Below are 26256 nucleotides of genomic sequence, written 5' to 3' on the forward strand. Positions count from 1 at the left end.
AAGCTGGACGAGAAAGTGGGTGCCGCTGCAGATGCGATTGCGGCTAGTAGTGACAGAATTAAAGCGTTAGAAGACGCAGATTTCCAAGGTCAGATTGACGAGTTGAAGGCCGGTACCGGCACAGGCCTGGCTGAAGTCAACCACCGCATCGACAACGTGGATAGCAAGATCAACAAAGTGGGCGCCGGCGCGGCGGCACTGGCAGCGCTCCATCCGATGGATACGGATAACAAGTTCACTATGGCGGCGGGCTTCGGCAATTACCGTAACGCCAACGCTATGGCACTGGGCATGTTCTACCGTCCTACGGATAAGGTGATGTTCAGCATGGGCGGCAGCCTGGGTAACGGAGAAAATTTGCTGAATGTCGGCGTTTCCTTCGCGCTGGATAAAGGCGTGACCACCAGCAAGGCAGCAATGGCGAGAAAGATTAATGCACTGGAAGAACAGAATAGTGCTATTTTGGAAGAAAACAAAGCCATTCGGGCAGAAAACGCGAAACTGGCAGAACGGCTGGCGGCCATCGAGGCGAAGCTGGGAAAATAATATTCAGTTACCCGTATAATATTAATATCTTTTAATACACAAAACCGCGTGCCGGAACTTTAAAATCCGGCGCGCGGATATTTTTATGTCCGGTTTTGGCGTGACAATCTCTTGCCCGTGTTTCAGATATGATTCCGGTAGGTGCTAAATATTTATATTTAACATCCCCTTGCATTTTAAAAAATTGCAAGGGGTGTTTCTTTGTTCAAAACTGTTAAGTATTGATACTGCCTATACGGAAACGGTACTATGCCGGTTCTGACGTTCTCAATACTTATTATCAAAATGAAAGGAGTTTTTTCTATGATTTATGGATATGCCAGGGTCAGTGCAAAGACCCAGCTAAAAGGAAATTCACTGCAAGATCAGAAAAAGGAATTGAAGAAAAACGGATGCCAGGAGATCATTGACGAACAATTCTCCGGAAAAACAACAGCGCGGCCAAAATTTGAAAACCTGATTATGAACCAACTGCAGTCGGGGGATACGTTGATCGTTACAAAATTGGATAGATTTGCTCGTTCTGTTACAGAAGGTGTCTCTACGATTAAGTATTTATTCGACAAAGGAGTCCGTGTCCATGTTTTAAACGTCGGCTTATATCCAAAAAGGATGCGGAAGAACTGAGTGTGGAACGCATCACGATTGGTGACACAAAGACTAATGGATCCGTCCGGAAAATACCGCTTTCAAAACGGTCGATTGCGCTGTTGACAGAATACAAACAGGATTGCGAAGAATTTCTGAAAAAAAAGAAATGCACAAATCCAGAAGGTATTCTGTTCTTCCAGCGGCGCAAGATTAAAAAAGGTCCTGTCAGCTATGCATATGGAAGCGGGCTACGGGCAAGACTTCGAAAGATAAGCAAGTATTTATTACAGGGTAAAGGTATCTGTCCATATTCGTTAAGAAAGCTGGGCGATACTGAAAGAAAAAATGCAGCAGAGATTCCGGCTCGCGTGAGCGATTATATAATGGGTCATAATGGTAACCCGTTGGACCTCCGGTATGTAAGTGATTACTATCCGTTGGCAAAAAAAGCTATGCCCGCTTGGGAAAAAGTGCTGGATGAAATTCTGGGTACAGAGACAAAGTGAGACAATTTTGAGACACTTTGAGCAAAATGCATAAATATAAAAACAGTCCCCATGTGGCTCAACACCGCGTGGGGACTGGCTTTGGTATGGTGATCCAGGAGGGATTCGAACCCCCGACCCACGGCTTAGAAGGCCGTTGCTCTATCCAACTGGGCTACTGGACCATGTAGATTTGCAGAAATCATTATATCACATTTTTTCTTAAATGCAAGGTGACGGAGTAAAATGTTGCGAAAAGTCCTGAAGTCGTGAAATGAAAAGTTTCGCAGTCAGCCTGCCTTTTCCTTTTTATTCCCGCTTTCCTATGATATAATAAATTAAATATGTAAAAATAATTGCAGTATAATATTCTTAATTCAGTGGAGTTGCGGAAATGAATCAATTACCAGGCAAGGCAATCGTTCTTTTACTGGCGATCGTAGGTTTTAATATTTTGTTCGGTATCGACGGGGTGGCGCTGCTTGACCCGGACGAACCCGTGTATGCGGAAACGGCGAAGGAGATGATTCGTTTCAACGAATATCTTTCCCCCCGCATTTATAACGAATACTGGTACGACAAACCGCCTATCTTTTATTGGCTGCTGGTAGGTTCTCTGAAGCTGTTTGGCGGTTTTTCCGAATTTGCGGCCCGTATACCCGCTTCCCTGATGGCCATTGGCGCAGTGTTAATGACGACGTTTTCCGCTGTCAGGCAGTTTAATGCCAGGGCCGGCTTCTGGTCCGGGCTGGTCATGGGAACTACGGTTATGATCATGTACATGGGAAAGGCTTCGGTAACGGATACGACGCTACTGTTTTTTATGACAGGCGCGCTTCTTTGTTTTATGCACGAAAAATACTGGTTGATGTATCTGTTCTGCGGGTTTGCGGTGATGACGAAGGGACCTATCGGGGTTGTGTTTCCCGGTGCGATTGTATTCTTGTACCTTCTGATTACCAGAGATCTGGGACGGTTGTTCCGCATGCATGTAATTCCCGGCTTGTTGGTGGTGGCAGCAGTCGGAATGCCCTGGTATGTGTTCATGTACCAGAATCATGGCATGGACTTTATCTATGAGTTTATCGGCTTCCATAATATCAGCCGCTTTGCAGCTCCGCTTCATCCCAACCGGGTACATTGGTGGTTCTACCTGCCTGTCATTATTCTGGGCCTGTTTCCCTGGACCGGCGTGCTGCTTAAATCCATTAAAGACGCATTTACGAAAAGCCTGGGCAGAGAAAGCACGAAGCTGTTGTTCCTGCAAGTTTGGTGGATTTTCGTGTTTTTTTTCTTTTCCATTGCCAAGACAAAACAGGTTTCCTATATGCTGGTATTGCTGCCGGCTTTCTCTATGATTATTGGATGGAATATTGAACGGATGACCTGTGATAACGGCAGGTACCAGTCTGGTTGGTTCATTGGCACGTTTGTCATGTACCTGCTGATGGGAATCGCCTGGATTGTGGGAGGACGCCAGATACCGGAAATTACGATGAGCGGTATGGCCCTGGGAATCGCTACGCTTGTTTTGGGGGTAATGATTCTGTTTTGCCTGAAAAGATATTGTAATGTGGAGACGGCTGCCTGGCTTCATGTGGTGACGGGGTTGGTAACCATGGTGATGGCTTTTGGTGTGATGATGCCCCAAATCCAGGACCGGTTCAGTGTAAAGGCCATTGCTCAGACTTATGTGGCAATGGAAAAAGAGTCTTCGCGGGTGCTGTACATCGATAAATTTTTACGGCCTGGTTTCATGCTGTATACGGATATTCCCGGTATTGAAGCGGATACCAACAGTGAGAAATCACTGGTTGCGGTGAAACAGGATGCGAGACCAAAATATATTGTGATGCGAGAGTTTATGTATAATAAAATGAAAGAAAAAATGGGCGGCGAAGATTGGGAACTGATGGAAAATAAATCTGGCATCTGCATTTACAGAAGCAGGTAGCAAATTAGTTTCTGATATTTTGAAAAACAATTGTACCGTCGCATGCGGGTTGCAAAAAACGTTATAGAACGAAATTCGGGGTGGAGTTGGAGAATGTCTTCAGAAACCGTGTTGTATATGGTGATTCCCTGTTATAACGAACAGGAGGTGTTGCCGGATTCAGCGAAAAAGATTAAAAATAAAATTTCAGAGTTAATTGTCCGGGAAAAAATCAGTAAAAACAGTAAAATCTGTTTTGTAAATGACGGAAGCCGGGATCGGACATGGGAGATCATACAGGAACTCTGTAAGCGGGATTCAGTATATTCAGGCATCTGTCTGGCTCACAACGAAGGCCATCAGAACGCGGTTATGGCCGGTCTTATGACAGTAATGCCTTACTGCGATGCAGCCATCAGCATGGACGCTGATCTGCAGGACGATATCGATGCCATAGACGCCATGATAGATAAATACGATGAAGGCTGTAATATCGTGTATGGCGTCCGGGACAACCGGGAGTCAGATACATGGTTTAAACGGCATACGGCGGAAGGCTTTTACCGGTTCATGAAGATGATGGGTGCCGAAGTGATTTTCAACCATGCGGATTTCCGTCTGATGGACAATCGGGCACTGGAAGCCTTTGGGGAGTATCAGGAAGTGAACCTGTTCCTGCGGGGCATCGTTCCTATGATTGGGCTGAAGCATGACTGTGTGTACTATAAACGTAAGGAACGGCTGGCAGGAGAGAGCAAGTATCCACTGAAAAAAATGTTTGCCTTTGCCTGGCAGGGAATTACTTCGTTATCATCTAAGCCAATCAAGTTTATTGTTGATTTGGGACTGGGTATTTCTGTGATTAGCGGACTTGTGTTGATCTGGTCTCTGTTCCGGCATTTTACCGGCCAGACTATTGCGGGCTGGACCAGTCTGATTATTTCCCTGTGGCTGCTGGGCGGTTTGATTTTGCTGGCCATCGGTATTATTGGTGAATACGTGGGTAAAATCTATCTGGAAGTAAAGCGTCGTCCCCGGTATTTGATTCAGGAATTTATTGACACAAATCAGCAGAACGGTAATATCCTGAAAAAATAAGAAGAAAGGCGGATTGCCTTCCTGTTTTTCAAAGCAGGTATGAAAGCTGTGGATACGGAAAAATAAAAAAGACTTTCTGTGTCGGAATCGCCAGATTTTCATCCTGCGTTACAGAAAGCCTTTTACTACAAAAAAATGGAGCGGGCGATGGGAATCGAACCCACAACATCAGCTTGGAAGGCTGGAGTTTTACCACTAAACTACACCCGCTTGTGTATTTTGGAAAGCCAAAATCTACAAAATATAATATACGAAAGAGGTTTGTTTGTCAAGATTATATTAGAGAAACCGTAAAAAATTGAGGAGGGGTGATCATGACAAGAGTAAAAGAAACGATTGCGCGTCACGACAAGGGGTATAACTGCGCACAGTCTGTGGCCTGCACGTACGCAGATCTGGTCGGACTGGATGAGACCACCATGTTTAAGGTAACGGAAGGTTTGGGCAAAGGTATGGGCGGAACGCTGGCAACCTGCGGGGCGTTGAGCGGGGCCTGTGTGCTGGCCGGTATGAAACGCAGTACGGGTAATCTTGAATCGCCGGACAGCAAATTGGAAACCTATAAACTGGCGGAAGAAATCGTAAATAAATTTCAGGAAAAGTGTCATTCCCTGGTGTGTCGGGAACTGAAAGGGCTGGATACGGGCAAAGTTCTGACGCCCTGTCCCGACTGCATCATGAATGCGGCTTGCATTGCGGAAGAAGTTCTGGACTTGAAAGCGTAAGAAGTTTATCCTCAAAACGCGCAAGCAGCTGCAAACATGTTGCTGCAGGGTACAGCGTAATAAATGAAGCATAATTAAAGAAGATATCCCGAATAAAAAAAGCCGGTTGCAGCGATGTGCAACCGGTTTCTTTCTTTAATTTATAAAATGGTCGGAGCAGCAGGATTCGAACCTGCGACCCCCTGCTCCCAAGGCAGGTGCGCTACCAAACTGCGCTATGCCCCGACATAGGATTTGCTTACAGTTTCAATAATGTGAACAATGCTATTATATATAAGTTTCAGCAGGCTTGTCAAGCGATACGAAAAAAACATATAAAAGCATTCCCTGTAAAAAACCGGCTTTCCAGATCAGGAAAGCCGGTGATTCGCTTTTGTATTATTTGAAATAGCGGTCCAATAAGCCTTTGAATGCTTTACCATGACGGGCTTCGTCGCGGGCCATTTCATGAACGGTGTCGTGAATTGCATCCAGATTCAGCGCTTTGGCGCGTTTTGCCAGGTCGGTCTTGCCGGCGGTTGCACCGTTTTCAGCTTCTACGCGCATTTCCAGATTCCTTTTGGTGCTGTCGGTAATAACTTCGCCTAACAGTTCTGCAAATTTAGCAGCATGTTCGGCTTCTTCGTAAGCTGCTTTTTCCCAGTACAGGCCGATTTCCGGGTAGCCTTCACGGAAAGCAACGCGGGCCATGGCCAGGTACATGCCGACTTCGCTGCATTCGCCATTGAAATTGGCGCGCAGATCCGCTTTAATATCTTCGGGAACATCTGCCGCTACGCCTACTACATGTTCAGCAGCCCAGGTCATATCGCCGGCCTGTTCAACAAATTTGGAAGCTGGAGCTCCGCACTGGGGGCATTTAGCCGGAGCTTCGGTTCCTTCATAGACGTAACCGCAAACAGAACAAACAAATTTTTTCATGATGATTACCTCCGTATTTTAATTATTTTATATATAGTTTACCTGTGGTACGGTTGGCACCGTTCCTTGCATAAAAAGTATAGCATTTACCGGACAGCCATGTCAACAAAACAAATTGTGAATTAACCTGCCCGGTTTTTGTTAATGTTTTTTGAAAAACATAATGAAACGCTTGTCAAAAGCGGATAAAAACGATAATATTACTATGTATCTTTATAGATATTTTTAAAGTTTTACAATCTTACTCCTGTATGTTTTACAATCATGTTGGCTTTAGGAAAACCGTTGTGAAAAAACTGAATCAAATTAATGACGGACAACTTAAAAATGAAGCAAATGATGCATTAATGCAAGATATAGCAGCACTTCATGAAGCAGAGGAGGCTATTTCCCGGGAAATAGAAAGTGCAAAACCGGATGACGTAAAGGCACTGGGAAAAAACGATAACAGTTTTCTGAAAGGTACGCTGATCTTAACGGTTTCCAGCATCGTGGTCAAGGTCATCGGTGCGCTGAACTGGATCCTGCTGAGTCGTGTGTTGGGAGGGGAAGGAATTGGTCTGTACCAGATGGGTTTTCCAATCTACCTGATGGCGATTACAGTTTCTTCGGCAGGCATTCCCGTAGCGATTTCCATTGTGACTGCCGAGAAGGTGGCCCAAAACGATTTCAAGGGTGCGGAGCGGGTCTTTCATGTAACACTGCGACTGCTGTTTGTTACAGGGCTTGTGTTTTCTCTGGCGTTGTTCTTTGGTGCGCAGAAGCTGATTGACTGGCAGTTTATCCGGGATGCCCGGGCGTATTATTCCATTATTGCGTTGGCCCCGGCTGTGTTTTTTGTCACATTTCTGGCCAGCTTCCGTGGTTACCTTCAGGGATGGCAGATTATGACGCCGACTGCCTGTTCTGAGATAACGGAGCAGCTGGTGCGGGTTGTGACCATGCTGTTTTTCGCGTCGTATTTCCTGCCCCGGGGGTTGGCTGCGGCAGCAGGAGGTGCTAGTATGGGCGCAGGCGCAGGCGCGTTCTGTGCATTGCTGGTGCTGATGTTCTTCTATCAGCGTCTGAAGAGGGATTTAAAAGCAAAGCAGAGCTTGCAAAATATGGACGCAATACAGGAAACTTCTTCTTCCATCATTTCGCGTCTGCTGAAACTGGCTCTGCCGGTTTCCATGACCAGTCTGATGCTTCCAATCGTAGCTAATCTCGATTTGCTCATTGTGCCCCAACGGCTGGAAGCAGCCGGGTTTGATGTGCGTCATGCGACAGAGCTGTTCGGATACCTGACCGGTATGGCGGTACCATTGGTTAATCTTTCTACCATATTTACAGCGGCGCTGGCCATCAGTCTGGTTCCGGCCATTTCGGAAGCCCGGGCCCTTGGCTGGCAGGATAATATCCGCCACAAGACCGGCGTCGCCTTCCGTGTGGCCATGATAGTGACATTTCCCTGCTTCATGGGGCTGTTCTGTCTGGCGGAGAAGGTAGCCGGGCTGATTTATAATGCTCCCGGCGCTGCGCCTGCCATTCAGGCGATGAGCATCGGTATCGTACTGTTGGGCATGCATCAGGTGAGTACGGCAGTGCTGCAGGGAATGGGCCGGACCAGTATCCCCGTCATTAACATGATTGTCGCCTGTGTTGCTAAAGTTATCCTGAACTGGACGCTGACAGCGATTCCCTGGTTGGGTATCAAGGGCTCTGCTATCGCAACGGTTGCTGATTTTGGTGTGGCAGCGCTGATTAACATGTACTTTATTTATAAACTGACCGGCTATAAAATGTCGTTGCCTGTTTTCAGTAAGCCGCTGGTTGCGGCCGGGATTATGGGCGCTGCTATACAAGGTGTTCTGTACGTGGCCTCCGGGCTGGGAGGCTGGGTCCTCCTGATATGTATCATGGTGGCAGCTGTTGTGTATGGCGTGGTGTTAACAGTTATCGGAGGTCTTACAAAAGAAGATCTGGAAAGTCTGCCGTATCTGGGCAGCCGTATCCTGCGTATCGGTCAGAAGCTGGGCGCATTTAAAGAATAAAGACATACTATTGTCAAAAGTTGGATTTATAATACTACTGAAATACAGTTTTGGCTGGTAGTTTGGCAGTTATACGGGAATAACTGCTGTTGGTGAATGAAATGAACGATAAGAGAAAAAAAGAACTGGAACTGAATAGGGAAAGCCTTTCGTCTGAAGAAACGACCGAACCGCAAATCGTGCTTACGGTCCAGCAAGGAAACGGGGAAACAAAAGTGTTTTCCGTTGCCCGAAAAAAAGCCGTGACGCTGGTCGTCTTTGGCGCGTTTGTGTTGGCTTCGCTGACCGCTGCAGCCGGGTTTTACGGCTGGCAATATCATCATTCCAAGGTTGACAGGGTAGCGTATCAGGAATATCTTGACCACAAAACAGAACAGGAGGCAAAACTCCAATCGCTTTTGGAAGATAATGAAAAGATGTTGCGGGATATGAGCGAGATTCACACACTGGAAACAAAACTGCGCCGCGCGGTGATTCAGAACAGCGGTGACAGGGAATTCACATCCAGTATTGATTCCATCGGGACGACGCCCGGAGCGAAATCGACAGACCCGGCTTACAGCGGCAAGGGCGGACCCGGCGCGGATATCAGTATGCTTGACGTAGCATCGGCCCAGAATAAAAACCTGACGGCCCAGATTGACCGGCAGAAGAAAAATATGCACGAACTGCTGACAGTCATTGAAGGACGAAACAACAGGCTTTCAATTTTACCGGATTTGTGGCCCACGGAAGGCGGTGTTATCAGTTCCTATTATGGAGGCCGTACAGGACCGATTAACGGCGGCTTCGACTGGCATCCGGGGCTCGATATTGCCGTAGATTTTGGCACGCCGGTATATGCCGCCGCTATGGGTACTGTAGAAATGGCGGGCTGGAATGGAGGTTACGGACAGTTTGTAAAAATCCGTCACGGTAACGGGTATGACAGTGCGTACGGACATATGAGCGGCATCGCCGTAACAACAGGGCAGCAGGTACGTAAGGGCGAAATCATCGGTTTTGTGGGAAGCACAGGATATAGCACAGGACCCCATCTGCATTTTGAAGTGTTTGTGGATGGAGAGAATATTGATCCGCTGTATATGTTGAAGAAAGCAAAATAGTGTTGACGAAACACTGCATGTAAACTATAATAGTGTTAACGTTCACTTTAAGCAAAGTTGACGTTAGCACTATTTTTTTGAAGAGAGGCATGAAGTCATGACGATTACAGAATTGACAGAAAAAATTATAAACGAAGGATATCGCATTACCCGGGAGAATCTGGATAAAGAACTTTTGCTACAGACGGGTCTGGAAGAAATGCTGGATTGCGCCGGTAAACTGCAGAAGCATTTCTGTGGAAACCTGGTGGATTTTTGTTCTATCATTAATGGTCGGAGCGGGCGATGCAGTGAAGATTGCAAATACTGCGCCCAGGCAGCCTGCAACCATACCGGCATCGATGAATACGGATTTCTTCCGAAAGAAAAGATCTTTGCGGCCGCGAAAGCGAATCAGGACGCGGGCGTGAACCGCTTTGCCATCGTAACGGCAGGCCGGGCATTAAAGGGTAAGGATTTTGACAAGGCCATTGAAGCCTATAAAGAAATGAATGCAAAGCTGAAGATCCAACTTTGCGCTTCCATGGGATTTATTGACGCGGAACAGTTCCGCCGCCTGAAGGAAGCGGGCGTTACCAGCTATCATCACAATATTGAAACATCCCGCCGCAATTTCCCGAATATCTGCACTACCCACTCCTTTGAAGATAAAATACGCACCATAAAGATTGCCCAGAAAGAAGGCATGTGCGTCTGCTCCGGCGGCATCATCGGTATGGGGGAAACCTGGGACGACCGCATCGATATGGCGCTGACGTTAGCCGAACTGGATATTCAGTCTATTCCGCTGAATGCCCTGATGCCTATCAAGGGCACGCCGTTGCAGGACACCCCGCAAATTTCTGCGGAAGACGTGGCCCGCACGGTAGCGATTTTCCGCTTCATCAACCCCACGGCGAATATCCGCCTGGGAGCAGGCCGCGGCATTTTACCTAAATCTGGCGCGACTGTTATTGGGCGGGGTGCCTCTGCATCCATTACCGGAAACATGCTGACTACTGCAGGAGCCGCAACCATTGCCAGCGATATGGAAATGCTTAAGAAACTGGGACTGACCAATAAGCAGGAAGAAGCTGTTTTACCGGGAAACTGATAAAAATGTAATGAAGAAACCCTGCCGGGTAAAAGACGGTATTCTGTTACAGGAACTGTCAGCTGCACCGGCAGTTTTTTTTGACAACCGTGATGTAGATTAATTGCCTGTATGCCTGTGCTTTTTGTAAAATTTTGTTATCCTTAAGATTACGAAAGAATTATATTGTCGGTGGATTCTTTGAAGTAATTGAGAATGACTTATTGAGATGTTATAATAAAACATATAATGAAACAGCTTACGATAAGAATTTTAGGAGCAGAGTATTATGCATGCAATCATTAACGGGCGGATTGTCCTGAGTGATAAAGTTTTGGACGGATGCGTCCTCTTGTTTGATAAAAATATAACGGGAATTGTTTCACGTGAAACGTTTGACGGCGCTTGGAAAAATGAAAAAAAATGGCGTAGTCAGTTGCTGACGGTGACCGATGCGGATGGCAATTATGTTTCACCGGGATTTATCAATCTGCATATCCACGGCTGTGCAGGTGCAGATACGATGGATGGGGATGTCAGCGCTCTTGATATGATGAGCCGTTTTCTGGTTCAGACCGGTGTGACGGCTTTTCTGCCAGCGACTATGACATGCAGTATGCCTGTCATACATAAATCGCTGGCAGAGGTACGGAATAGAATGACAGTGATTGTCCGGCGGCGGGAAGAACAGCACGGACCGGTGCAGACTGTGCAGAATTCGGCAGCGGAGCACAGTCTGTTGTCAGGCGCCAAAGTATTAGGCGCCTATTTGGAAGGTCCGTTTATCAGCAGTGCATATAAAGGGGCACAAAAGGAAGAAAATATCGTCACCGCGGATTTCATACACATCAGTGATTTTACCGATGTAATCAAAATTGTTGTGCTGGCCCCGGAAACGTTGGAATATGAAAAACTTAAAGATTTCATTACGCAGTGCAAAGCGCATAATATTATTGTTTCTCTGGGGCACAGCGCGGCGGATTATGATCTGGCTGTTCAGGCGGCTGCGGAAGGCGCTTCCCATGTAACACACTTGTGTAATGCCATGTCTGGTCTGCATCACCGGACTCCCGGTCTGATGGGCGCCTCTTTGGATACGGAGGTTACCTGTGAACTGATAGCCGATAATTTGCATGTGCATCCTGCAGTACAGCGAATGATTTATCGTATAAAAGGCTCGGAAGGTATAGAATTAATTACGGATTCCATGCGGGCTTGTGGTTTGCCGGACGGGGTTTCCGAATTGGGAGGGCAGACCGTTTATGTGCAAAACGGGGAAGCGCGGCTGGCAGATGGTACTATAGCAGGCAGCTTGGTTACACTGAACCGCGCCATGTTGAACTTCCGAAACAACACCGGTGCCACGGTTCCTGAAGTTGTCCGCATGGTTACAGAGAATCAGGCCCAGGAGCTGGGTCTGTTTGAAAAAATTGGAAGTCTGAGCCCCGGTGCGGCGGCAGATATTACTATATTTAACGAAGATTTCACGATTTTCCGTACGTTTGTGGATGGCTGCGAGGTTTACAAGAATCCGGATATCAATTAAAATAAAAAGCAACAAGACGATTTCGGTCAGGTCATTAAAAAAAGAGAGAGGTATATATGTTATTAAACGATATTATTCAAAAGCATCCCGCGGAGAAAACTGCATTTATTTTTAAAAATCAGTATACAACGTTTGGTGAATTCCGTAAAAAAGTGGAAGACTGGGCGTTGTTTCTGCAGTCTCAGGGGATAAAAAGAGGCGACCGGGTTGGCCTTTTCAGCAAAAATTCAACGGACTTTGTGGCAGCCTACTTTGCTGTGGTCAGAGCGGGGGGGATAGTAGTTCCTTTTAACTTCCAGCTGATTGCTCCGGAAATTGCCTATATCGTAAAAGATACAGAAATGAAGTTGATGTTGACGAAAACTCCGTTGGGTGTGAAACAGGCTTTGCGGGATTTAGGCTGGGAACAGGAACTGAAACAGTTTACCTTTGAGGAGATGGTGCCTCCGGCAGGGGCGGAATTTACAGATTACGCTCTGGAAGAACAGGACCCAGCTGCAATTATTTATACATCCGGAACGACAGGCCGTCCCAAAGGGGCTATGCTGAGCCAGGGGAATATTGTGCATAATACACAGGATTTCATGGCAATTACCAGAATGCAGGAAGATGATATCGCACTGTGTGTATTGCCTATGTATCACTGTTTTGGCTGGATTTGCACGGTTTGTGCCAATTTGTATATCGGTGCGACCCAGGTGGTCCAGGAAACCTATCAGTTTGGCGATGCGATGAACCTGATCAGGAAATATAATGTAAATACCATGTGTGGTGTGCCTACCATGTTCCAGCTGTTTGTAAAAGGCGCAGAAGCAGGGGAACTGGCGCATTTCCGTTTCTTTATCAGCGGCGGTGCACCGCTGCCCCGGGTGCTGTACGATGCCTTTGCGAAAAAGTTCGGGCAGTATGTGCAGGAAGGGTACGGACTTTCGGAAGCAACGCCGGTTACCACGTTTAACCGTATTGATAAAACAAAACAAGGATCTATCGGTCTGCCGATTCCCCATGTGGAAGTGAAGCTTCTGGATCCGAATAACAGCGAAGTGCCTGTCGGTGAAGTCGGTGAACTGTGTGTAAAAGGGCCTAATGTAATGCTGGGTTACTGGAATCGCCCAAAAGAAACGGCATGGACGTTGCGGGACGGTTGGCTGCACACGGAAGATCTGGCTTATCGCGACGAAGAAGGGTGGATATTTATTGTAGACAGACTGAAGGATATGATTATCAGCAGCGGCGAAAACGTCTATCCCCGCGAGGTGGAAGAAGTGCTGATGACCCATCCGGATATTAAAGAAGCCGCAGTCGTCGGTATTCCCGACAAGCTGCGGGGTCAGGCTATTTGCGCTTATATCGTGCCAGAGGACGGCGGAACGAAAGATAAGCGTATGATTCGCAAATACTTGCTTTCCCGGATTGCTGCATACAAAGTTCCTAAGGAATTCATTTTCTGCGACCAGCTGCCCCGGAACAATACCGGAAAAGTATTGAAGAAAGTTTTACGGGAACAATCGTTGGATAATCTGGTCAATCGGAAACAGTAATTGCACTGCGCCTTACAATAAGAATCTCTCAGTAATAATCCGAAGAATTGGATTATCACAGTGTTGTAATTTCTGCATATACAACAAGAACGGTCACTCTGCTTTTCAACAGAATGACCGTTCTTATTTTTTCTTTTAGCGTTTGGTAATCAGTTCTTTACCTGCCTTCAAGGCTGTTTTGTTTGCTTCTTCCGTTCCTTTTGGTACACGGTTCAGTACCGCTTTTTCCAATGCTTCATCCGAAACGCAGTGGGTCAGTGCTACCACGGCACCCAAAGCTACGATGTTGGCAAACAGGGATTTTCCGCAGGCGCTTACCGCTGTGTGGGTGATGGGAAGGTCAATCCTTTCCTTAAACGTTCCCGGCACTTCCTTTACAAAAAGGGAATCTGTGATAACGATACTGTCTTTGCTGCAGTCTTTCGTGTATTTGTTTGCTGCTTCCTGGCTCATAACCAGCAGCACGTCCGGGCAGGTTACCCGGCCAAAATAAATTTTGTTGTCGGAGATAATGGCTTCCGCTTTGGAAGAACCGCCCCGGGCTTCCGGTCCGTAGGACTGGGACTGTATGGCTTCCTTGCCGTCGAGGATCGCTGCTTCCGCTAAGATGATACCGGCTGTAATCAGGCCCTGGCCGCCGGTCCCGGAGAATCGAAAATTATATTTCATGATTATTTCCCTCCCTGTGCGCGCCGGATGACTTCATCATAGGCTTCGGTATATTCCTGTACGTCGTTGGTCTCAAACAGTACGCCGATGGGAAATTTGCCTGCCGCGATGGCTTCGGCTTTCTTTTCTTCGTCCATCTTGTCCCAGGCTGCTTTCATCACGCCGTGGTCACGCTGCCATTCCATCATTTTGGCCGGGGAACCTGCCTTGTTCTGGCGCCCAAAATTGATGGGACAGGCTGATACACATTCGATGATGGAGAAACCCTTATGTGCGATGCCTTTGGCAATCACGTCTACCATCAGAGGCACATGGAAGGTCGTAGCCCGTGCGCAGAAAGTGGCGCCGGCAGCTTTTGCCAGACCTAACAGATTAAAAGACGGTTCGATAGTCAGATATGGAGCCGTAGTCGCTTTGGATCCTTTGGGGGTCATGGGGGAATACTGGCCACCGGTCATGCCGTAAATACTGTTATTGTAAACCACTAATGTCAGGTCGATGTTACGGCGCGCCGCATGAATTAAATGGTTGCCTCCGATAGCCGTGCAGTCACCGTCGCCGCTGGCAACGATAACCTTTAAGGCCGGGTTTGCCATTTTTAATCCGCTGGCGATAGGCAACGCCCGACCATGCAATGTGTTTGCGGTGTTGAAATCCAGATATCCGGAGGAACGGCTGGAACAGCCGATACCGGAGATCAAAGCTACTTCGTCCTTTGACAGGCCCTGTTTATCCACCGCTTTAACAATGGCTCCGGTGATAACGCCATTGCCGCAGCCAGGGCACCAGATGTGGGGCAGTCGGCCGGGACGAAAATATTTTTCAACTAATTGTTCCATTCCCATTGTATTATCTCCTTTCCCTTACCGGCCCATAGCCTTTTTGATTTCCGCCAGAAGTTCCTGTGGCGTGGCGGATTCGTTGTCATATTTGCCGTACAAAGTGACTGGGCATTTGCCTGCCACGACCCGTTCCACTTCCAGCACATACTGGCCGTAGTTCAGCTCATGCACTAAAATGCCTTTCACTTTTCCTGCCAGTTCTTTTACTTCTTTTTCCGGGAAAGGCCAGATGGTGATGGGACGGAAGAAACCGACCTTCAGCCCTTCGGCACGGGCCATGTCTACTGCTTCATATGCAGTACGGGCTGCACCTCCGAAGGACAGGACAGCAAATTCCGCATCTTCCATCTTATAGTTCTCATAGGTAACAATGTCATCCAGATTGTTATAAATTTTGTCGTGCAGACGGTTCAGTGCATTGACCGTTCCGGCAGGGGTTCCTTTGGGGAAACCTGTCTCGTCGTGGATCAGGCCGGTTACGTGCCAGCGGTAACCGCTGCCGTAATCTGCCATGGCGGGAACCAGATTCTCTTCTGTCGTTCCGTAAGCCAGATACTCTTCCGGCTTGCAGGTAGGACGTACCCGGTCAAAGGTCTCTACCTTGCTGTAATCATCCGGCAGTTCAATTTTTTCCCGCATATGGCCGATGACTTCGTCCATTAAAATGATAACCGGAACGCGGTACTTTTCTGCCAGGTTTACGGCGCGGATGGTGAGCCAGAAACATTCCGGGACGCTGGATGGGGATACTACGATGACCCAGTGGTCGCCGTGGGTGCCCCAACGTGTCATCATCACTTCGCCCTGGGCGGGACTAGTGGGCTGGCCGGTGGCCGGGCCTACCCGCTGTACATCTACAAGTACTACAGGAATTTCTGCCGTGCAGGCCAGACCCAACATTTCCTGTTTCAAAGAAAAGCCGGGGCCGCTGGTGGCGGTCATGGCCTTTTTCCCACCCATGGAAGCGCCAATGGCAGCGCCTAATCCGGCAATTTCATCTTCCGTCTGCATAAATTTGCCGCCTACCTGCGGTAAGCGGGCCGATAACTGTTCGGCAATTTCCGTAGAAGGAGTGATGGGATAGCCGCCGTAAAATTTCACGCCAGCCGCGATGGCGCCTTCTACTACTGCCTGATTACCTTGCAACAGTAATACTCTGGACATAGCATCTCACTCCTTTTCTACAAAAATCGCGTAATCCGGGCAACGCATCTCGCACTGTCCGCAGGAAATACAGTCTTTTTCCTTGTCTTTAATAATGGCGCATTTACCTACCTCAGTAACTTCCAACACCTTTTTGGGGCAGAAGTTTACGCATATGCCGCAGCCTTTACAACGTTTGCTGACCAGTTTAAGCATGGAACACCCTCCTCTGAAGTTAACCCCTCTTATATAACTAATATAGTAATATATGTTACATTTTTTTATCGCAAATCCATTATACCTTATTATTTACCTTATTTAAAGAGTAAGGTTAATTATTTTTTGCACTTTAAAGTAAAAACCATTATAATAAACAAAATAACAAACAACAATTATTCCGGAGATTAACACGAAATGAGCAAGAAAGAAAAAGAAATTGAAACCAAAAAGCGTTTAATGATTGCAACAGAAGAAGTTTTTTTCCCGCAGGGGCTACGCTCAGGCGACGCTGGATGAAATCATTACGCTTGCGGATACCGGCAAAGGTACCCTGTATAAATATTTTGGCAATAAGGATAATCTGTTTTACACGCTGGTGTCTCAGAAGCATGATGAACTGATGGCAAAGATGCGTGCTGTGTCAGAGGACACACGGAAGGATGTCAGGGAACGGCTGACAGGTGTATTAGCCGTGTGGATGGATTTCCTGCGGAAAAATACGGTTTTGTGGCAGGTGCTTTGTTTTGAGATGACCTGCACGAACCGGGGCTTTGCAGGAGTGGAAGATGAAAAGGGAAACATTCGTCTGGTAACCCACTGGGGTGCATTGCCTTCGGCGGAAGAGCAGGAACAAATCCTGCGGTATCACCGGTTACTTGCAGAAGAGATGAAACCATTCACCAAAGTATATGAGGAAGGCATCCGGCAGAACTTTTTTAAGGAAGAAGCAAAGCACGAAGATATTGCAAGGCAGATGTTTCTTGCTATGGCGATGATCGTATTTTTTCATTCAACGGGAGAAACGGAAAATATTTCCTCACAGGATTTTGCAGAGGGCTTCATTAAGACACGGCTTTACGGATTGGCTGCACAAAAGGAGAAGATAGCTCAGTAAACCGTACTTTTTTAATAAATTCTGATACCTTACAATTCATTTTATGTTTTTATCTACAATAAAAACAATTTTTTATTGACAGTCCTTACAAATCCATGTAATATTATTACGTCATATTTTTAAATTGAATATTCATTCATCAAGAGTAGCTGAGGGACATGGCCCGGTGAAGCTACGGCAACCATCCTTAGGGAACGGTGCCAAATCCAGCGGGAGACCCGGAAGATGAAACGCTGCGGAGTTAAGCTCTTCACCCGTCTGGCGAAGAGCTTTTTAATTTTGTTAAGGAGACACTGATTATAGTGTAGAGTCCATGTTATCAGGAGTGAGAATTTACTATGACTGAATTTTTCCTGAATGGATGGTGCGAAGTGAGGAACACTGATGATAAGATTAGTAGATGTAGAAAAAACGTACTATAGTAAGGCCGGTGATATTGCGGCCCTGAAGAAAACAAATATTGAAGTGAAAGAGGGAGAAATTTTCGGTATTATCGGGCTTTCCGGTGCAGGCAAATCCACGCTGATACGTTGTATCAACATGTTGGAGGTGCCTACCGGCGGGCAGGTTTTTGTGGATGGGCAGGAGCTGACGGCCATGGATGAGGCCCAGCTTAGGAAGGCCCGTCAGAATATCGGAATGATCTTCCAGCATTTTAATCTGCTGGCCTCCCGCACGGTTTTTGATAATATTGCATTCCCATTGGAAATTCAGGGGATGCCGAAAGATAAAATAGATAAACGGGTAGGCGAACTGTTGGATCTGGTGCAGCTTACAGACCGGGCAGGCTATTACCCCAGCCAGCTTTCCGGCGGACAGAAGCAGCGGGTAGGAATTGCCCGTGCCCTGGCTTCTAATCCCAAAGTGTTGCTGTCGGATGAAGCAACTTCCGCGCTGGATCCCCAGACTACAAAATCGATCCTGCAGCTGTTACGTGATATTAACAAACGCCTGAATCTGACTATTGTCATGATTACCCACCAGATGGAAGTGGTAAAAGAAATCTGTGACAGGGTAGCTGTTATCGAAAATGGTGTTATCATTGAAGAAGGCTCCATGTATAAAGTGTTTACGGAACCGCAGCAGGAGACGACCAAGGAGTTTGTGAAGACTGTTAATGATATAAAAATTCCACCTATAGTCGATACCGTTTCCATGAAGCAGGAGTATTTTCCGGGATCCCGCCTGCTGGTAAATCTGACCTTCCTTGACAGCGGGGATGATAAAGAAGAAAAGACCGGAGCAGATCAGCCGCTGGTTTCTGCCCTGATTAAAAAATTCGGCGTGGATGTCAATATTATTTCCGGCAAGGTAGATTATCTGAAGGATATTCCATATGGTACACTGTTGGTGGAAATCATGGGAGATGAAAAGAGTATTACGGACTCCGTTCAGTATGCGAAGAATGCAGGCGTAAAGGTGGAGGTGATCGGTTATGTCGGCTAATATGATTGATTTGCTTTTGAAGTCGTTAGGTGAAACCTGTTACATGGTACTGATTGCTATTGTGCTGGCGACACTGATTGGCCTGCCTCTGGGCGTGATTCTGACAGTTACCCGGAAAGACCACATTATGCCTAATGCCCTTGTCCATAACGTATTGGGCGCAATCGTTAACGCGACACGTTCCACACCTTTTATTATTCTGATGGTTGCGATTATTCCTTTTACCCGTATGATCGTGGGTTCTTCCATTGGGACTACGGCTGCCATCGTGCCGCTTACCATCACAGCAGCGCCCTTCATTGCCCGTGTTATTGAATCGTCTTTGTTGGAGGTGGACCGGGGCGTCATTGAAGCAGCCCAGTCCATGGGGGCTAGTCCGTTCCAGATCATTTGGAACGTGATGCTCCCGGAATCGCTGCATTCCATCGTCCTTGGCATTACGCTGGCTTTGATTGCCCTGATTGGCGCTTCTGCCATGGCAGGGGCCCTGGGTGGCGGCGGTCTGGGGGATCTGGCAATTCGCTATGGGTACCAGCGTTTCCAAATGGATGTCATGATTGCAACAGTCGTTGTACTGATTATTATGGTACAGGGCGTGCAGACGATAGGTAATACACTGAGCCGCAAGCTGAATAAAAACAAATTATCCTGATAATAGCTGTCGAATGAAGAAGAGTCTGGATTTAGAACCGGTATCCAAATTCTATGGATGCCGGTTTTTCAATTAAAATTATGTAATACATATTGACTTTCACACAATAAAGTAGTAAATTGATAAATAACGAATTTTGTTTATGATTTTTATTAAAAGATGAAAAGTGTGTCCCGAACATTGTAGTAACGGAATTAGGCGGGAGCTTGCGAAAAGTTAGACAACTCCATGCCGCAAGGAGGATTATAATTATGGCTGAAAAAATTGAGAATCGTTTGACGGAACAACTGTGTGAGGCAATTGCTTCCCTAAAAAATGAGAAACAAATTGCGAATTTTTTGGAAGATGCCTGCACAATCAGTGAATTTAAATCGCTGGCACAGCGGTTTGAAGTGGCCAGGCTGTTAGACGAGGGCGTAAAATACGAAGATATCGTTGAACGTACGGGGGCTAGTACGGCGACGATTTCCCGTGTGAAACGGTGCCTGGTTTACGGAAAGGATGGCTATGAAACAGCCCTTGCAAATCTGAAGAAAAAGCATCATGAAACACGGTCTCCCAAAGTAGCGCTCAGGGCAAAATTTGAAAAAGAAAGAGCCGAAAGAAAGAGAGCGGTACGGGAAAATGGCTGATTCAATCTTGCAGGTTCCCTACGGGACAAGAGATGTGCTTCCGGGGGAAGCGGCGGCCCGTCGTCAGATGGAAGATAAAATCTGCAGTCTTTTTACCCTTTGGGGTTATGATGAAGTAGCTACGCCGACCTTTGAATATCTGGATACGTTTGCCGGTATGGGGCAGCCCGGCGCCGGTGCATTTAAGTTCTTTGACCGCAAAGATAATATTTTAATGCTCCGCACGGATATGACGACGCCTATTGCCCGCATGGTCGCTACGCGGATGCGCAAAGATAATGGTGTGAAGAGGTTATCCTACCGCGCACAGTTGTTCCGTTATGAAGAAGCCCAGGCAGGTCGTCAGTGTGAATTTACCCAGTGTGGTATCGAAATGATGGGCGCTGCGGGGGCATCTGCAGATGCAGAAGTAATTGCACTTGCAGTCTCGACACTTATGGAAGCCGGATTGAAGGACTTTAATATTACGCTTGGCCATATGGAATTTATTAACGGACTGATTGAGGCGGCAGCGCTGACGGAAGAACAGGCAAAAGAGATTAAACACTGCCTGATCAAACGGAATGTAGCCGGACTGGAAGAAGCGGTGGAAGCTGCAAAAATTCCGGAGCAGTTAGCCAATATTTTTAAGGAGTTACTGTTTCTGCATGGCGGTATTGGCTTATTGGAAGATATGCAGAAGCGGGTTTTGAGCCGCCGTTGCTGGGATGCGCTGGAAAACCTGCGGGAAATTTATGAACTGGCAAAAGCCTACGGCGTAGATCGGTACCTGAGTTTTGACCTTGGCCTGACCCGCAGTCTTGATTATTATACAGGCATGCTGTTTGAAGGCTATGCGGCCGGTATGGGGTATTCCCTGATTGGTGGCGGCCGGTATGATAATATGATGCAGCGGTTCGGAAAATCCTGCCCCGCTACCGGCTTTGCATTGGGAATCGACCGCATCGCACTGACGTTGGAGCGGCAGGGAAAAAAGTTCGCAAAAGAACCGGAAACGGTCTTTGTAGCATACGCACCGGGAAAAACTGCGGAAGGCATCCGTGCCGTCTGTTCTCTTCGTAAAGAAGGAAAGCGGGTGAAATTGGCTGACCGTGCGATGACCGAAACAGAAGCAAGGCAGGCAGTACAGGATAATCATTGTGCTACATGGCAGTATATCGGTTGAATTATCGCTGCAAATCCATAAAGAACAGCGAAGCAGTAACGGAATGGAGAATAAACCATGGAAGAATATATAACCATAGCGCTGCCAAAGGGAAAACTTTTTAAACGCAGTCTGGACCTGCTGGCCAAAGTGGGTTACAGTGCGGAAGGTGTTTGCGAAGATTCCCGTAAGCTGGTAATCAGTGACGAAAAGACAAAAGTGCGTTTTATCATTACGAAAACTGTGGATCTGCCAACGTATGTGGAATATGGCGCTGCGGATATCGGCATCATCGGCAAGGATGTGCTGCTGGAAGAACAGAAGGACGTATACGAATTGCTGGATCTGGGCTTTGGCAAATGCCGTCTGATGATGGCGGTGCCAGAAGTGAAAAAGCGCCCGGAACTGAAAGATTACGCCCATTTACGTGTTGCGACAAAGTACCCTAATTGTGCCAGGGAATATTTTGACAAACTGGGTATCCAAATGGAAATCGTAAAACTGAACGGTTCCATTGAACTGGGTCCCCTTATTGGTCTTTCGGAACTTATCGTAGATATTGTGGAAACAGGTACAACGATTAAGGAAAACAAGCTGGTGGAAGTGGACAGTATTTTTACGTCTACGGCGCGGCTGATTGCCAATCCGGTCAGCTTCAAGCTGAAATTTGAAAGGCTTCATAAACTGGTGGTAGACCTTCGTGCGGTACTGGCGGCGGAAAAAGCTGGCGTGTAGTTAGGAAAAATCAGGCAGATTCTATTTTGAAAATGGAAAGAGAGAAGCTGGTAGTTTCGCTGTTGTGGATGGAGCGCGAAGCGTAGAATTTTCATTTAAAAATTAGAACTGATTCATACAGGAGATGAATTTTCAAATGAATATAATTGATGCAAGGAAGATGAATGCTGCGGAAATCGCGGCGCTGTTAAAGAAAAAAGCATTTGATGAAACGGAACTTTCCCCCGGGGTGCAGGCGGCCTGTGACCGGATGTGGGGCGAGCACCTGACGGCGGCGCAGATAGTAGACCGTATTGTAGCGGGTGTGCGGTCTGGCGGAGATAAATGGCTCCTGCATTTTACCAATACCATTGACCGGGCCGGCCTGACGGCAGAAACCCTGCGGGTAACAGAAAAAGAATTTGACGAGGCCCGTACGCTGGTAGATCCGAAGGTGATTGATTCTATTACCCGCGCTATTATGAATGTTAAAAAATTCCATGAGGAACAGTTGCCCAGGTCCTGGTTCAGCAACCGGGCTTACGGCAGCATTGTAGGTCAGAAAGTTTCGCCGCTGGACAGTGTAGGCATTTATGTGCCCGGCGGCACGGCGGCCTATCCTTCCAGCGTGATCATGAATGCGGTTCCGGCAAAAGTGGCCGGTGTGCCCCGCATCGTGATGGCGGCTCCTCCCGGCAAAGACGGGAAGCTTAATCCCTATGTGCTGGTAACGGCGGAAAAAATCGGTATCACTGAAATTTATAAAATGGGCGGCGCCCAGGCAATCGCGGCATTGGCTTTCGGAACAGAAACGGTTCCGAAAGTGAATAAAATTACCGGTCCTGGAAATATTTTTGTGACATTGGCTAAAAAAGCGGTATACGGACATGTGGATATCGATATGCTGGCAGGCCCCAGTGAAATTCTGATCGTGGCGGATGACTCCGCGAATCCGGTGTATCTGGCGGCAGACCTGTTGAGCCAGGCGGAACACGACCCGCTGGCCAGTGCAATCCTGATTACCGACAGTGATCGTATTGCCAAAGCTGTGGCGGCGGAGATAGAAGTGCAGTTGAAGGAACTGCCCCGGGAAGAAATTGCAACGGCGTCCCTCAGGACGATGGGCAAGATTATTCTGGCCAAAGATATGGATACCGTGGTCGCTATGGCTAATCTCAGTGCACCGGAACATCTGGAAGTTATGACGAAGGCGCCATTCCAGCTTATGCCGCTATTGCACAACTGCGGCGCCATGTTCCTGGGGACGGATTCCCCGGAACCTCTGGGTGATTATTTTGCCGGCCCTAACCATGTATTACCTACCGGTGGTACGGCTAAATTCTATAGTGTGCTGAATGTGGAAACATTCATGAAAAAAACCAGCATCATTGCCTATACAAATAAGGCGCTGCTGGAAGCTGCAGACGACATTATCGCCATGGCGGAAGCGGAAGGGCTGCGGGCCCATGCCAACGCAATCCGGAAACGGCAAGGATAATCAATAGCTCCTCGGGAGAACGTTACAGGTGGGAATATGGAATCTAAATGGCTTAAAATGGAATGGGTAGAGGGTTTCGAAATCCGTACGAAAGTTGACCATGGAGCAGTGGTTATAGCTGCAAATAAAGAGGGGATGCTTTCTCTGGCAAAGCAGCTCACCGCGCTGGCAGAAGCCGCGCCGGGACAACATATCCACTATGATGAATACAATTCTCTGGAAGATGGATCGACAGAAATGATTATTGTAAAGATGGAATAGATTCCGGTTTTAATTTACACATGAGGTGAACAACGTGTCTGAAATTTCCGTGCGTTCCAGTCTGGAAGGGCTGGAAGAATATGAAGTAGAAACCATAGAAGCGAATATTGTTGTAAATGCCAACGAATCGAATTATCCGGTTCCGTCTTCTATACAGACTGAAATCGAAGAAAAGACGAAACGTTTTTTGTTCAACCGCTATCCTCCGATAAAATGTGAAACGCTGTGCAATCTGATTGCGGAAACATTAGGCGTTGACATTGATAAGGTGCGGGTAGGCAACGGATCCAGCGAACTCCTGCAGATGGCCTGCTACGCTTTTGGGGGCGTCGGGAAGAAAATTGCGGTTCCCTATCCTTCCTTTTCCATGTACGGCGTATACGCCCAGATGTCGGACAGCGAGGTGTTGCGGTATCCGTTAAACGTGGAAGGTTTTCTTGACGCGGAAGCAGTGATTGATTTCTGTAAGGAAAACCGGCCCAATCTGCTGATTTTGAATAATCCCAACAATCCTACCGGTAATTATAATCCGCTGCCTGTAATCGAAAAAATCATTGCCAATGTGGAATGCCCTGTTATTGTCGACGAAGCGTATATGGAATTTGCCAGAGGGGAAGGAGTGGACCCCCGGGACTTACGCCCTCTGAGCCAGCTGAAGCTGGTGGCGGGTTCTGCCCTGGCGCTGTTGAATAAATATAATAATTTTTTGGTCTATCGGACATTTTCCAAAGCGTATAGCCTGGCCGGCATGCGGGTGGGATATTCTGTAGGAAGCATTTCCCTGAGCCGCATTCTGGGAAAAACACTGCTGCCCTATCACGTGAATGCCTATTCCCTGATGGCGGCGGAGGTCTGCTACCGTCATAGAGAAGATTTCCGGGAACAGATTGAAGAGATTCGTTCCCAGCGGGCGTTGATGATTGCGGAACTGAAAGAACTGGGCATGAAAGTCTGGCCTACGGAGACTAATTTTATCTGCTACAGTCCGGAAGGGAGACTGCAGGTCATGCTGGCAGATGCTTATGATAAAAAATTCAGTTACAGTAATTACAGCGCGGCAACGAAAGCCGGCAAAATGATTTTTAAGACCATGCTGGCGGAAAAAATCCTGCTGCGGGATTTTACGGAGCATCCGGTCCTGCAGGGCTGTATCCGCCAGACGATTGGAGTGCCGGAAGAAAACGCCGTCGTGATGAGCAAGATCAAGAATCTTTGCAGGGAGTGTTTGGGAAATGAGGAAATCAACTGAAACGAAAAAGGCACGCTGTGCTGAGATAGAAAGAAAAACGGCAGAAACGCTGGTTAGCGTAAAGCTGAACCTGGATGGTGAAGGAAAATGTGAAATAGCAACGGGGCTTGGTTTTCTGGATCATATGCTGACCTTGCTGGCCAAACACAGTTTTATGGATTTGACTGTAAAGGCAAAAGGCGATCTGGAAGTGGACAGCCATCACACAGTGGAAGATATCGGGATTGTGCTGGGTGAAGCGTTGCGAGAAGCGTTGGGGGACAAAGCCGGTATCCACCGTTACGGGAACTGCTTTATCCCCATGGACGAAACGCTGGCCCAGGTGTGCCTTGATTTTTCCGGCCGTCCCTTTCTGGTCTTTGGTGCGGAGATCCCGAAAATTGTATTAGGAAATTTCGATACGGAAATGACAGAAGAATTTTTCCGTGCCGTAGCTATGCACTGCGGACTGACGTTGCATATCCGTGTTCTGTACGGCAGCAATGTGCATCATATTATTGAAGCGATTTTCAAAGCATTTGCCCGTGCCGTAGCCGAAGCGGCTGCCATGGATCCGCGGGTGAAAGGTGTGATGAGTAGCAAAGGTGTGCTGTAATTTTTCCGACACTTTCGGAAACTGCCGCGTAGCGGCATCGATGGAAAAGAATGTATAGTTTGGAGTTTAGGCAATGGGCAATCAAAATGTAGTAATTGTCGATTATGGTCTGGGCAATCTGCACAGCGTCAATAAAGCAGTGGCGCTGGTGGGAGGCAACCCGGTCATCACCAGCGACAGGGAGAGCATCGCCACAGCGGAAAAACTGATCCTGCCGGGTGTAGGCGCGTTTGGCGACTGCATGGCGAATCTGGAAAAAGCCGGCGTGATACCCGTTATTAAGGAATACATTCAAGCAGACAAACCATTCCTGGGCATTTGCCTGGGCATGCAGGTGCTCTTTGAAGAAAGCGATGAAGCACCGGGAGTAAAAGGGTTGGGCGTGTTTCCGGGCAAGGTTGTATTGATTCCTACGTCTTTGAAAGTTCCCCATATGGGCTGGAACCAGCTGAAACTAAAGACAGCATCCCCTGTGCTGGAGGGGAGTGAAGGAAAGTTTGTTTATTTTGTACACAGTTTTTGCTGCCAGCCGGAAGACCGGTCGCTGATCACGTCCGTTTGCGATTACGGAACGGAAATCGTAGCCAGCGTTGGAAGTGGAAACATTTCCGGCGTACAGTTCCATCCGGAAAAATCCAGCGAAGTAGGACTGGAAATGTTGAAGCGTTTTGTGGAATTATAATAGAGTTCAGAAAGAAGA

27 protein-coding genes, 3 tRNA genes and 1 riboswitch are annotated in these 26256 nt (G+C 47.4%); of the genes, 22 read left to right on the forward strand and 8 right to left on the reverse strand.

All coding sequences use genetic code 11. The features are described 5' to 3' along the window. The 3 genes from ACZOWY_RS08215 to ACZOWY_RS08225 all read left to right on the forward strand — a co-directional run. Positions 1-546, forward strand: a 546-nt coding sequence (locus ACZOWY_RS08215) for a YadA-like family protein (RefSeq protein WP_484395318.1), incomplete at its 5' end; no start/stop codon positions are given. 303 nt (positions 547-849) lie between these two features. After that, a complete protein-coding gene (locus tag ACZOWY_RS08220; RefSeq protein ID WP_484395323.1) occupies positions 850-1173 on the forward strand; it encodes a recombinase family protein in 324 nt (107 codons plus the stop codon). Positions 1174-1175: 2 nt separating this feature from the next. After that, entirely contained in the window at positions 1176-1643 is a 468-nt protein-coding gene (locus ACZOWY_RS08225) for a site-specific integrase (protein ID WP_484395327.1), read from the forward strand. A gap of 87 nt (positions 1644-1730) precedes the next feature. Here the strand turns inward: ACZOWY_RS08225 and ACZOWY_RS08230 are convergent. Then, a tRNA-Arg gene (locus tag ACZOWY_RS08230) sits at positions 1731-1807 on the reverse strand. A 209-nt stretch (positions 1808-2016) separates the two neighbouring features. Between ACZOWY_RS08230 and ACZOWY_RS08235 the strand changes: the two genes are divergently transcribed. Together ACZOWY_RS08235 and ACZOWY_RS08240 are read left to right on the forward strand one after the other, a co-directional pair. Continuing rightward, positions 2017-3576 (forward strand): ArnT family glycosyltransferase, encoded by a 1560-nt coding sequence (locus tag ACZOWY_RS08235; RefSeq protein ID WP_484395331.1) that lies wholly within the window; start codon positions 2017-2019, stop codon positions 3574-3576. A 93-nt stretch (positions 3577-3669) separates the two neighbouring features. Beyond that, entirely contained in the window at positions 3670-4653 is a 984-nt protein-coding gene (locus ACZOWY_RS08240) for a glycosyltransferase family 2 protein (protein ID WP_484395335.1), read from the forward strand. A gap of 136 nt (positions 4654-4789) precedes the next feature. On the opposite strand, the gene ACZOWY_RS08245 is transcribed toward ACZOWY_RS08240, so the two are convergent. Next, a tRNA-Gly gene (locus ACZOWY_RS08245) sits at positions 4790-4863 on the reverse strand. 104 nt (positions 4864-4967) lie between these two features. Between ACZOWY_RS08245 and ACZOWY_RS08250 the strand changes: the two genes are divergently transcribed. After that, positions 4968-5378 carry a C-GCAxxG-C-C family protein gene (locus ACZOWY_RS08250; protein WP_484395341.1) on the forward strand — a complete coding sequence of 137 codons (411 nt, stop codon included), beginning with the start codon at positions 4968-4970 and terminating at the stop codon, positions 5376-5378. A gap of 148 nt (positions 5379-5526) precedes the next feature. Here ACZOWY_RS08250 and ACZOWY_RS08255 read toward each other — a convergent pair. After that, positions 5527-5603 (reverse strand) — tRNA-Pro (locus ACZOWY_RS08255). Positions 5604-5756: 153 nt separating this feature from the next. Further along, complete coding sequence (locus tag ACZOWY_RS08260; protein WP_484395346.1) at positions 5757-6299, reverse strand: NADH peroxidase; 543 nt, start codon at positions 6297-6299, stop codon at positions 5757-5759. 347 nt (positions 6300-6646) lie between these two features. Here ACZOWY_RS08260 and ACZOWY_RS08265 point away from each other — a divergent pair, with 347 nt between their 5' ends. The 5 genes from ACZOWY_RS08265 (at position 6647) to ACZOWY_RS08285 (ending at position 13597) form a co-directional block, all read left to right on the forward strand. After that, positions 6647-8332, forward strand: a complete 1686-nt coding sequence (locus ACZOWY_RS08265; protein WP_484395352.1) for a putative polysaccharide biosynthesis protein — start codon at positions 6647-6649, stop codon at positions 8330-8332. 101 nt (positions 8333-8433) lie between these two features. Beyond that, on the forward strand, positions 8434-9438 hold the full coding sequence (locus ACZOWY_RS08270) for a M23 family metallopeptidase (RefSeq protein WP_484395358.1): 1005 nt from the start codon (positions 8434-8436) through the stop codon (positions 9436-9438). 97 nt (positions 9439-9535) lie between these two features. After that, positions 9536-10531: a biotin synthase BioB gene (gene bioB / locus ACZOWY_RS08275; RefSeq protein ID WP_484395364.1), complete on the forward strand. Its 996-nt coding sequence runs from the start codon at positions 9536-9538 to the stop codon at positions 10529-10531. A 268-nt stretch (positions 10532-10799) separates the two neighbouring features. Then, a complete protein-coding gene (gene nagA / locus ACZOWY_RS08280; RefSeq protein ID WP_484395369.1) occupies positions 10800-12056 on the forward strand; it encodes an N-acetylglucosamine-6-phosphate deacetylase in 1257 nt (418 codons plus the stop codon). Positions 12057-12112: 56 nt separating this feature from the next. Then, the gene (locus ACZOWY_RS08285; protein ID WP_484395375.1) at positions 12113-13597 is read left to right on the forward strand and encodes a long-chain-fatty-acid--CoA ligase; all 1485 of its coding nucleotides are present in this window, start codon (positions 12113-12115) and stop codon (positions 13595-13597) included. 135 nt (positions 13598-13732) lie between these two features. On the opposite strand, the gene ACZOWY_RS08290 is transcribed toward ACZOWY_RS08285, so the two are convergent. Genes ACZOWY_RS08290 through ACZOWY_RS08305 form a run of 4 tightly spaced genes read right to left on the reverse strand, consistent with a single transcriptional unit; the run spans position 13733 to position 16467 of the window. Next, positions 13733-14266 (reverse strand): 2-oxoacid:acceptor oxidoreductase family protein, encoded by a 534-nt coding sequence (locus ACZOWY_RS08290; RefSeq protein ID WP_484395379.1) that lies wholly within the window; start codon positions 14264-14266, stop codon positions 13733-13735. A gap of 2 nt (positions 14267-14268) precedes the next feature. Then, complete coding sequence (locus ACZOWY_RS08295; protein ID WP_484395381.1) at positions 14269-15105, reverse strand: thiamine pyrophosphate-dependent enzyme; 837 nt, start codon at positions 15103-15105, stop codon at positions 14269-14271. Between the two features lie 24 nt (positions 15106-15129). Next, complete coding sequence (locus ACZOWY_RS08300) at positions 15130-16272, reverse strand: 2-oxoacid:acceptor oxidoreductase subunit alpha (protein ID WP_484395385.1); 1143 nt, start codon at positions 16270-16272, stop codon at positions 15130-15132. Positions 16273-16278: 6 nt separating this feature from the next. Continuing rightward, the gene (locus tag ACZOWY_RS08305) at positions 16279-16467 is read right to left on the reverse strand and encodes a 4Fe-4S dicluster domain-containing protein (RefSeq protein WP_484395391.1); all 189 of its coding nucleotides are present in this window, start codon (positions 16465-16467) and stop codon (positions 16279-16281) included. Between the two features lie 244 nt (positions 16468-16711). On the opposite strand from ACZOWY_RS08305, the gene ACZOWY_RS08310 reads away from it, so the two are divergent. From ACZOWY_RS08310 to hisH, 11 genes are all read left to right on the forward strand, one after another. Beyond that, positions 16712-17365 carry a TetR/AcrR family transcriptional regulator gene (locus tag ACZOWY_RS08310; RefSeq protein ID WP_484395396.1) on the forward strand — a complete coding sequence of 218 codons (654 nt, stop codon included), beginning with the start codon at positions 16712-16714 and terminating at the stop codon, positions 17363-17365. Between the two features lie 133 nt (positions 17366-17498). Continuing rightward, positions 17499-17597, forward strand: a riboswitch (SAM riboswitch). Positions 17598-17749: 152 nt separating this feature from the next. Beyond that, positions 17750-18811 carry a methionine ABC transporter ATP-binding protein gene (locus ACZOWY_RS08315; RefSeq protein WP_484395401.1) on the forward strand — a complete coding sequence of 354 codons (1062 nt, stop codon included), beginning with the start codon at positions 17750-17752 and terminating at the stop codon, positions 18809-18811. Then, positions 18801-19463 (forward strand): methionine ABC transporter permease, encoded by a 663-nt coding sequence (locus tag ACZOWY_RS08320; RefSeq protein ID WP_484395406.1) that lies wholly within the window; start codon positions 18801-18803, stop codon positions 19461-19463. Before ACZOWY_RS08315 ends, ACZOWY_RS08320 begins: the two co-directional genes overlap by 11 nt. A 251-nt stretch (positions 19464-19714) precedes the next feature. Continuing rightward, entirely contained in the window at positions 19715-20095 is a 381-nt protein-coding gene (locus tag ACZOWY_RS08325) for a YerC/YecD family TrpR-related protein (protein WP_484395410.1), read from the forward strand. Next, the gene (hisZ, locus tag ACZOWY_RS08330; RefSeq protein WP_484395416.1) at positions 20088-21260 is read left to right on the forward strand and encodes an ATP phosphoribosyltransferase regulatory subunit; all 1173 of its coding nucleotides are present in this window, start codon (positions 20088-20090) and stop codon (positions 21258-21260) included. The genes ACZOWY_RS08325 and hisZ overlap by 8 nt, the downstream gene beginning before the upstream one ends. A 57-nt stretch (positions 21261-21317) precedes the next feature. Then, positions 21318-21974 (forward strand): ATP phosphoribosyltransferase, encoded by a 657-nt coding sequence (hisG, locus tag ACZOWY_RS08335; protein WP_484395419.1) that lies wholly within the window; start codon positions 21318-21320, stop codon positions 21972-21974. 136 nt (positions 21975-22110) lie between these two features. After that, positions 22111-23451 (forward strand): histidinol dehydrogenase, encoded by a 1341-nt coding sequence (gene hisD / locus ACZOWY_RS08340; RefSeq protein WP_484395421.1) that lies wholly within the window; start codon positions 22111-22113, stop codon positions 23449-23451. A gap of 36 nt (positions 23452-23487) precedes the next feature. Further along, positions 23488-23712 (forward strand): Imm32 family immunity protein, encoded by a 225-nt coding sequence (locus ACZOWY_RS08345; RefSeq protein WP_484395423.1) that lies wholly within the window; start codon positions 23488-23490, stop codon positions 23710-23712. A gap of 34 nt (positions 23713-23746) precedes the next feature. Then, on the forward strand, positions 23747-24961 hold the full coding sequence (locus ACZOWY_RS08350; protein ID WP_484395425.1) for a pyridoxal phosphate-dependent aminotransferase: 1215 nt from the start codon (positions 23747-23749) through the stop codon (positions 24959-24961). Continuing rightward, entirely contained in the window at positions 24945-25556 is a 612-nt protein-coding gene (gene hisB / locus ACZOWY_RS08355) for an imidazoleglycerol-phosphate dehydratase HisB (protein WP_484395427.1), read from the forward strand. Before ACZOWY_RS08350 ends, hisB begins: the two co-directional genes overlap by 17 nt. A 73-nt stretch (positions 25557-25629) precedes the next feature. Next, positions 25630-26238, forward strand: a complete 609-nt coding sequence (gene hisH, locus ACZOWY_RS08360; RefSeq protein WP_484395429.1) for an imidazole glycerol phosphate synthase subunit HisH — start codon at positions 25630-25632, stop codon at positions 26236-26238. Positions 26239-26256: the final 18 nt, after the last annotated feature.

It is taken from the genome of Succiniclasticum sp. (assembly GCF_056977735.1).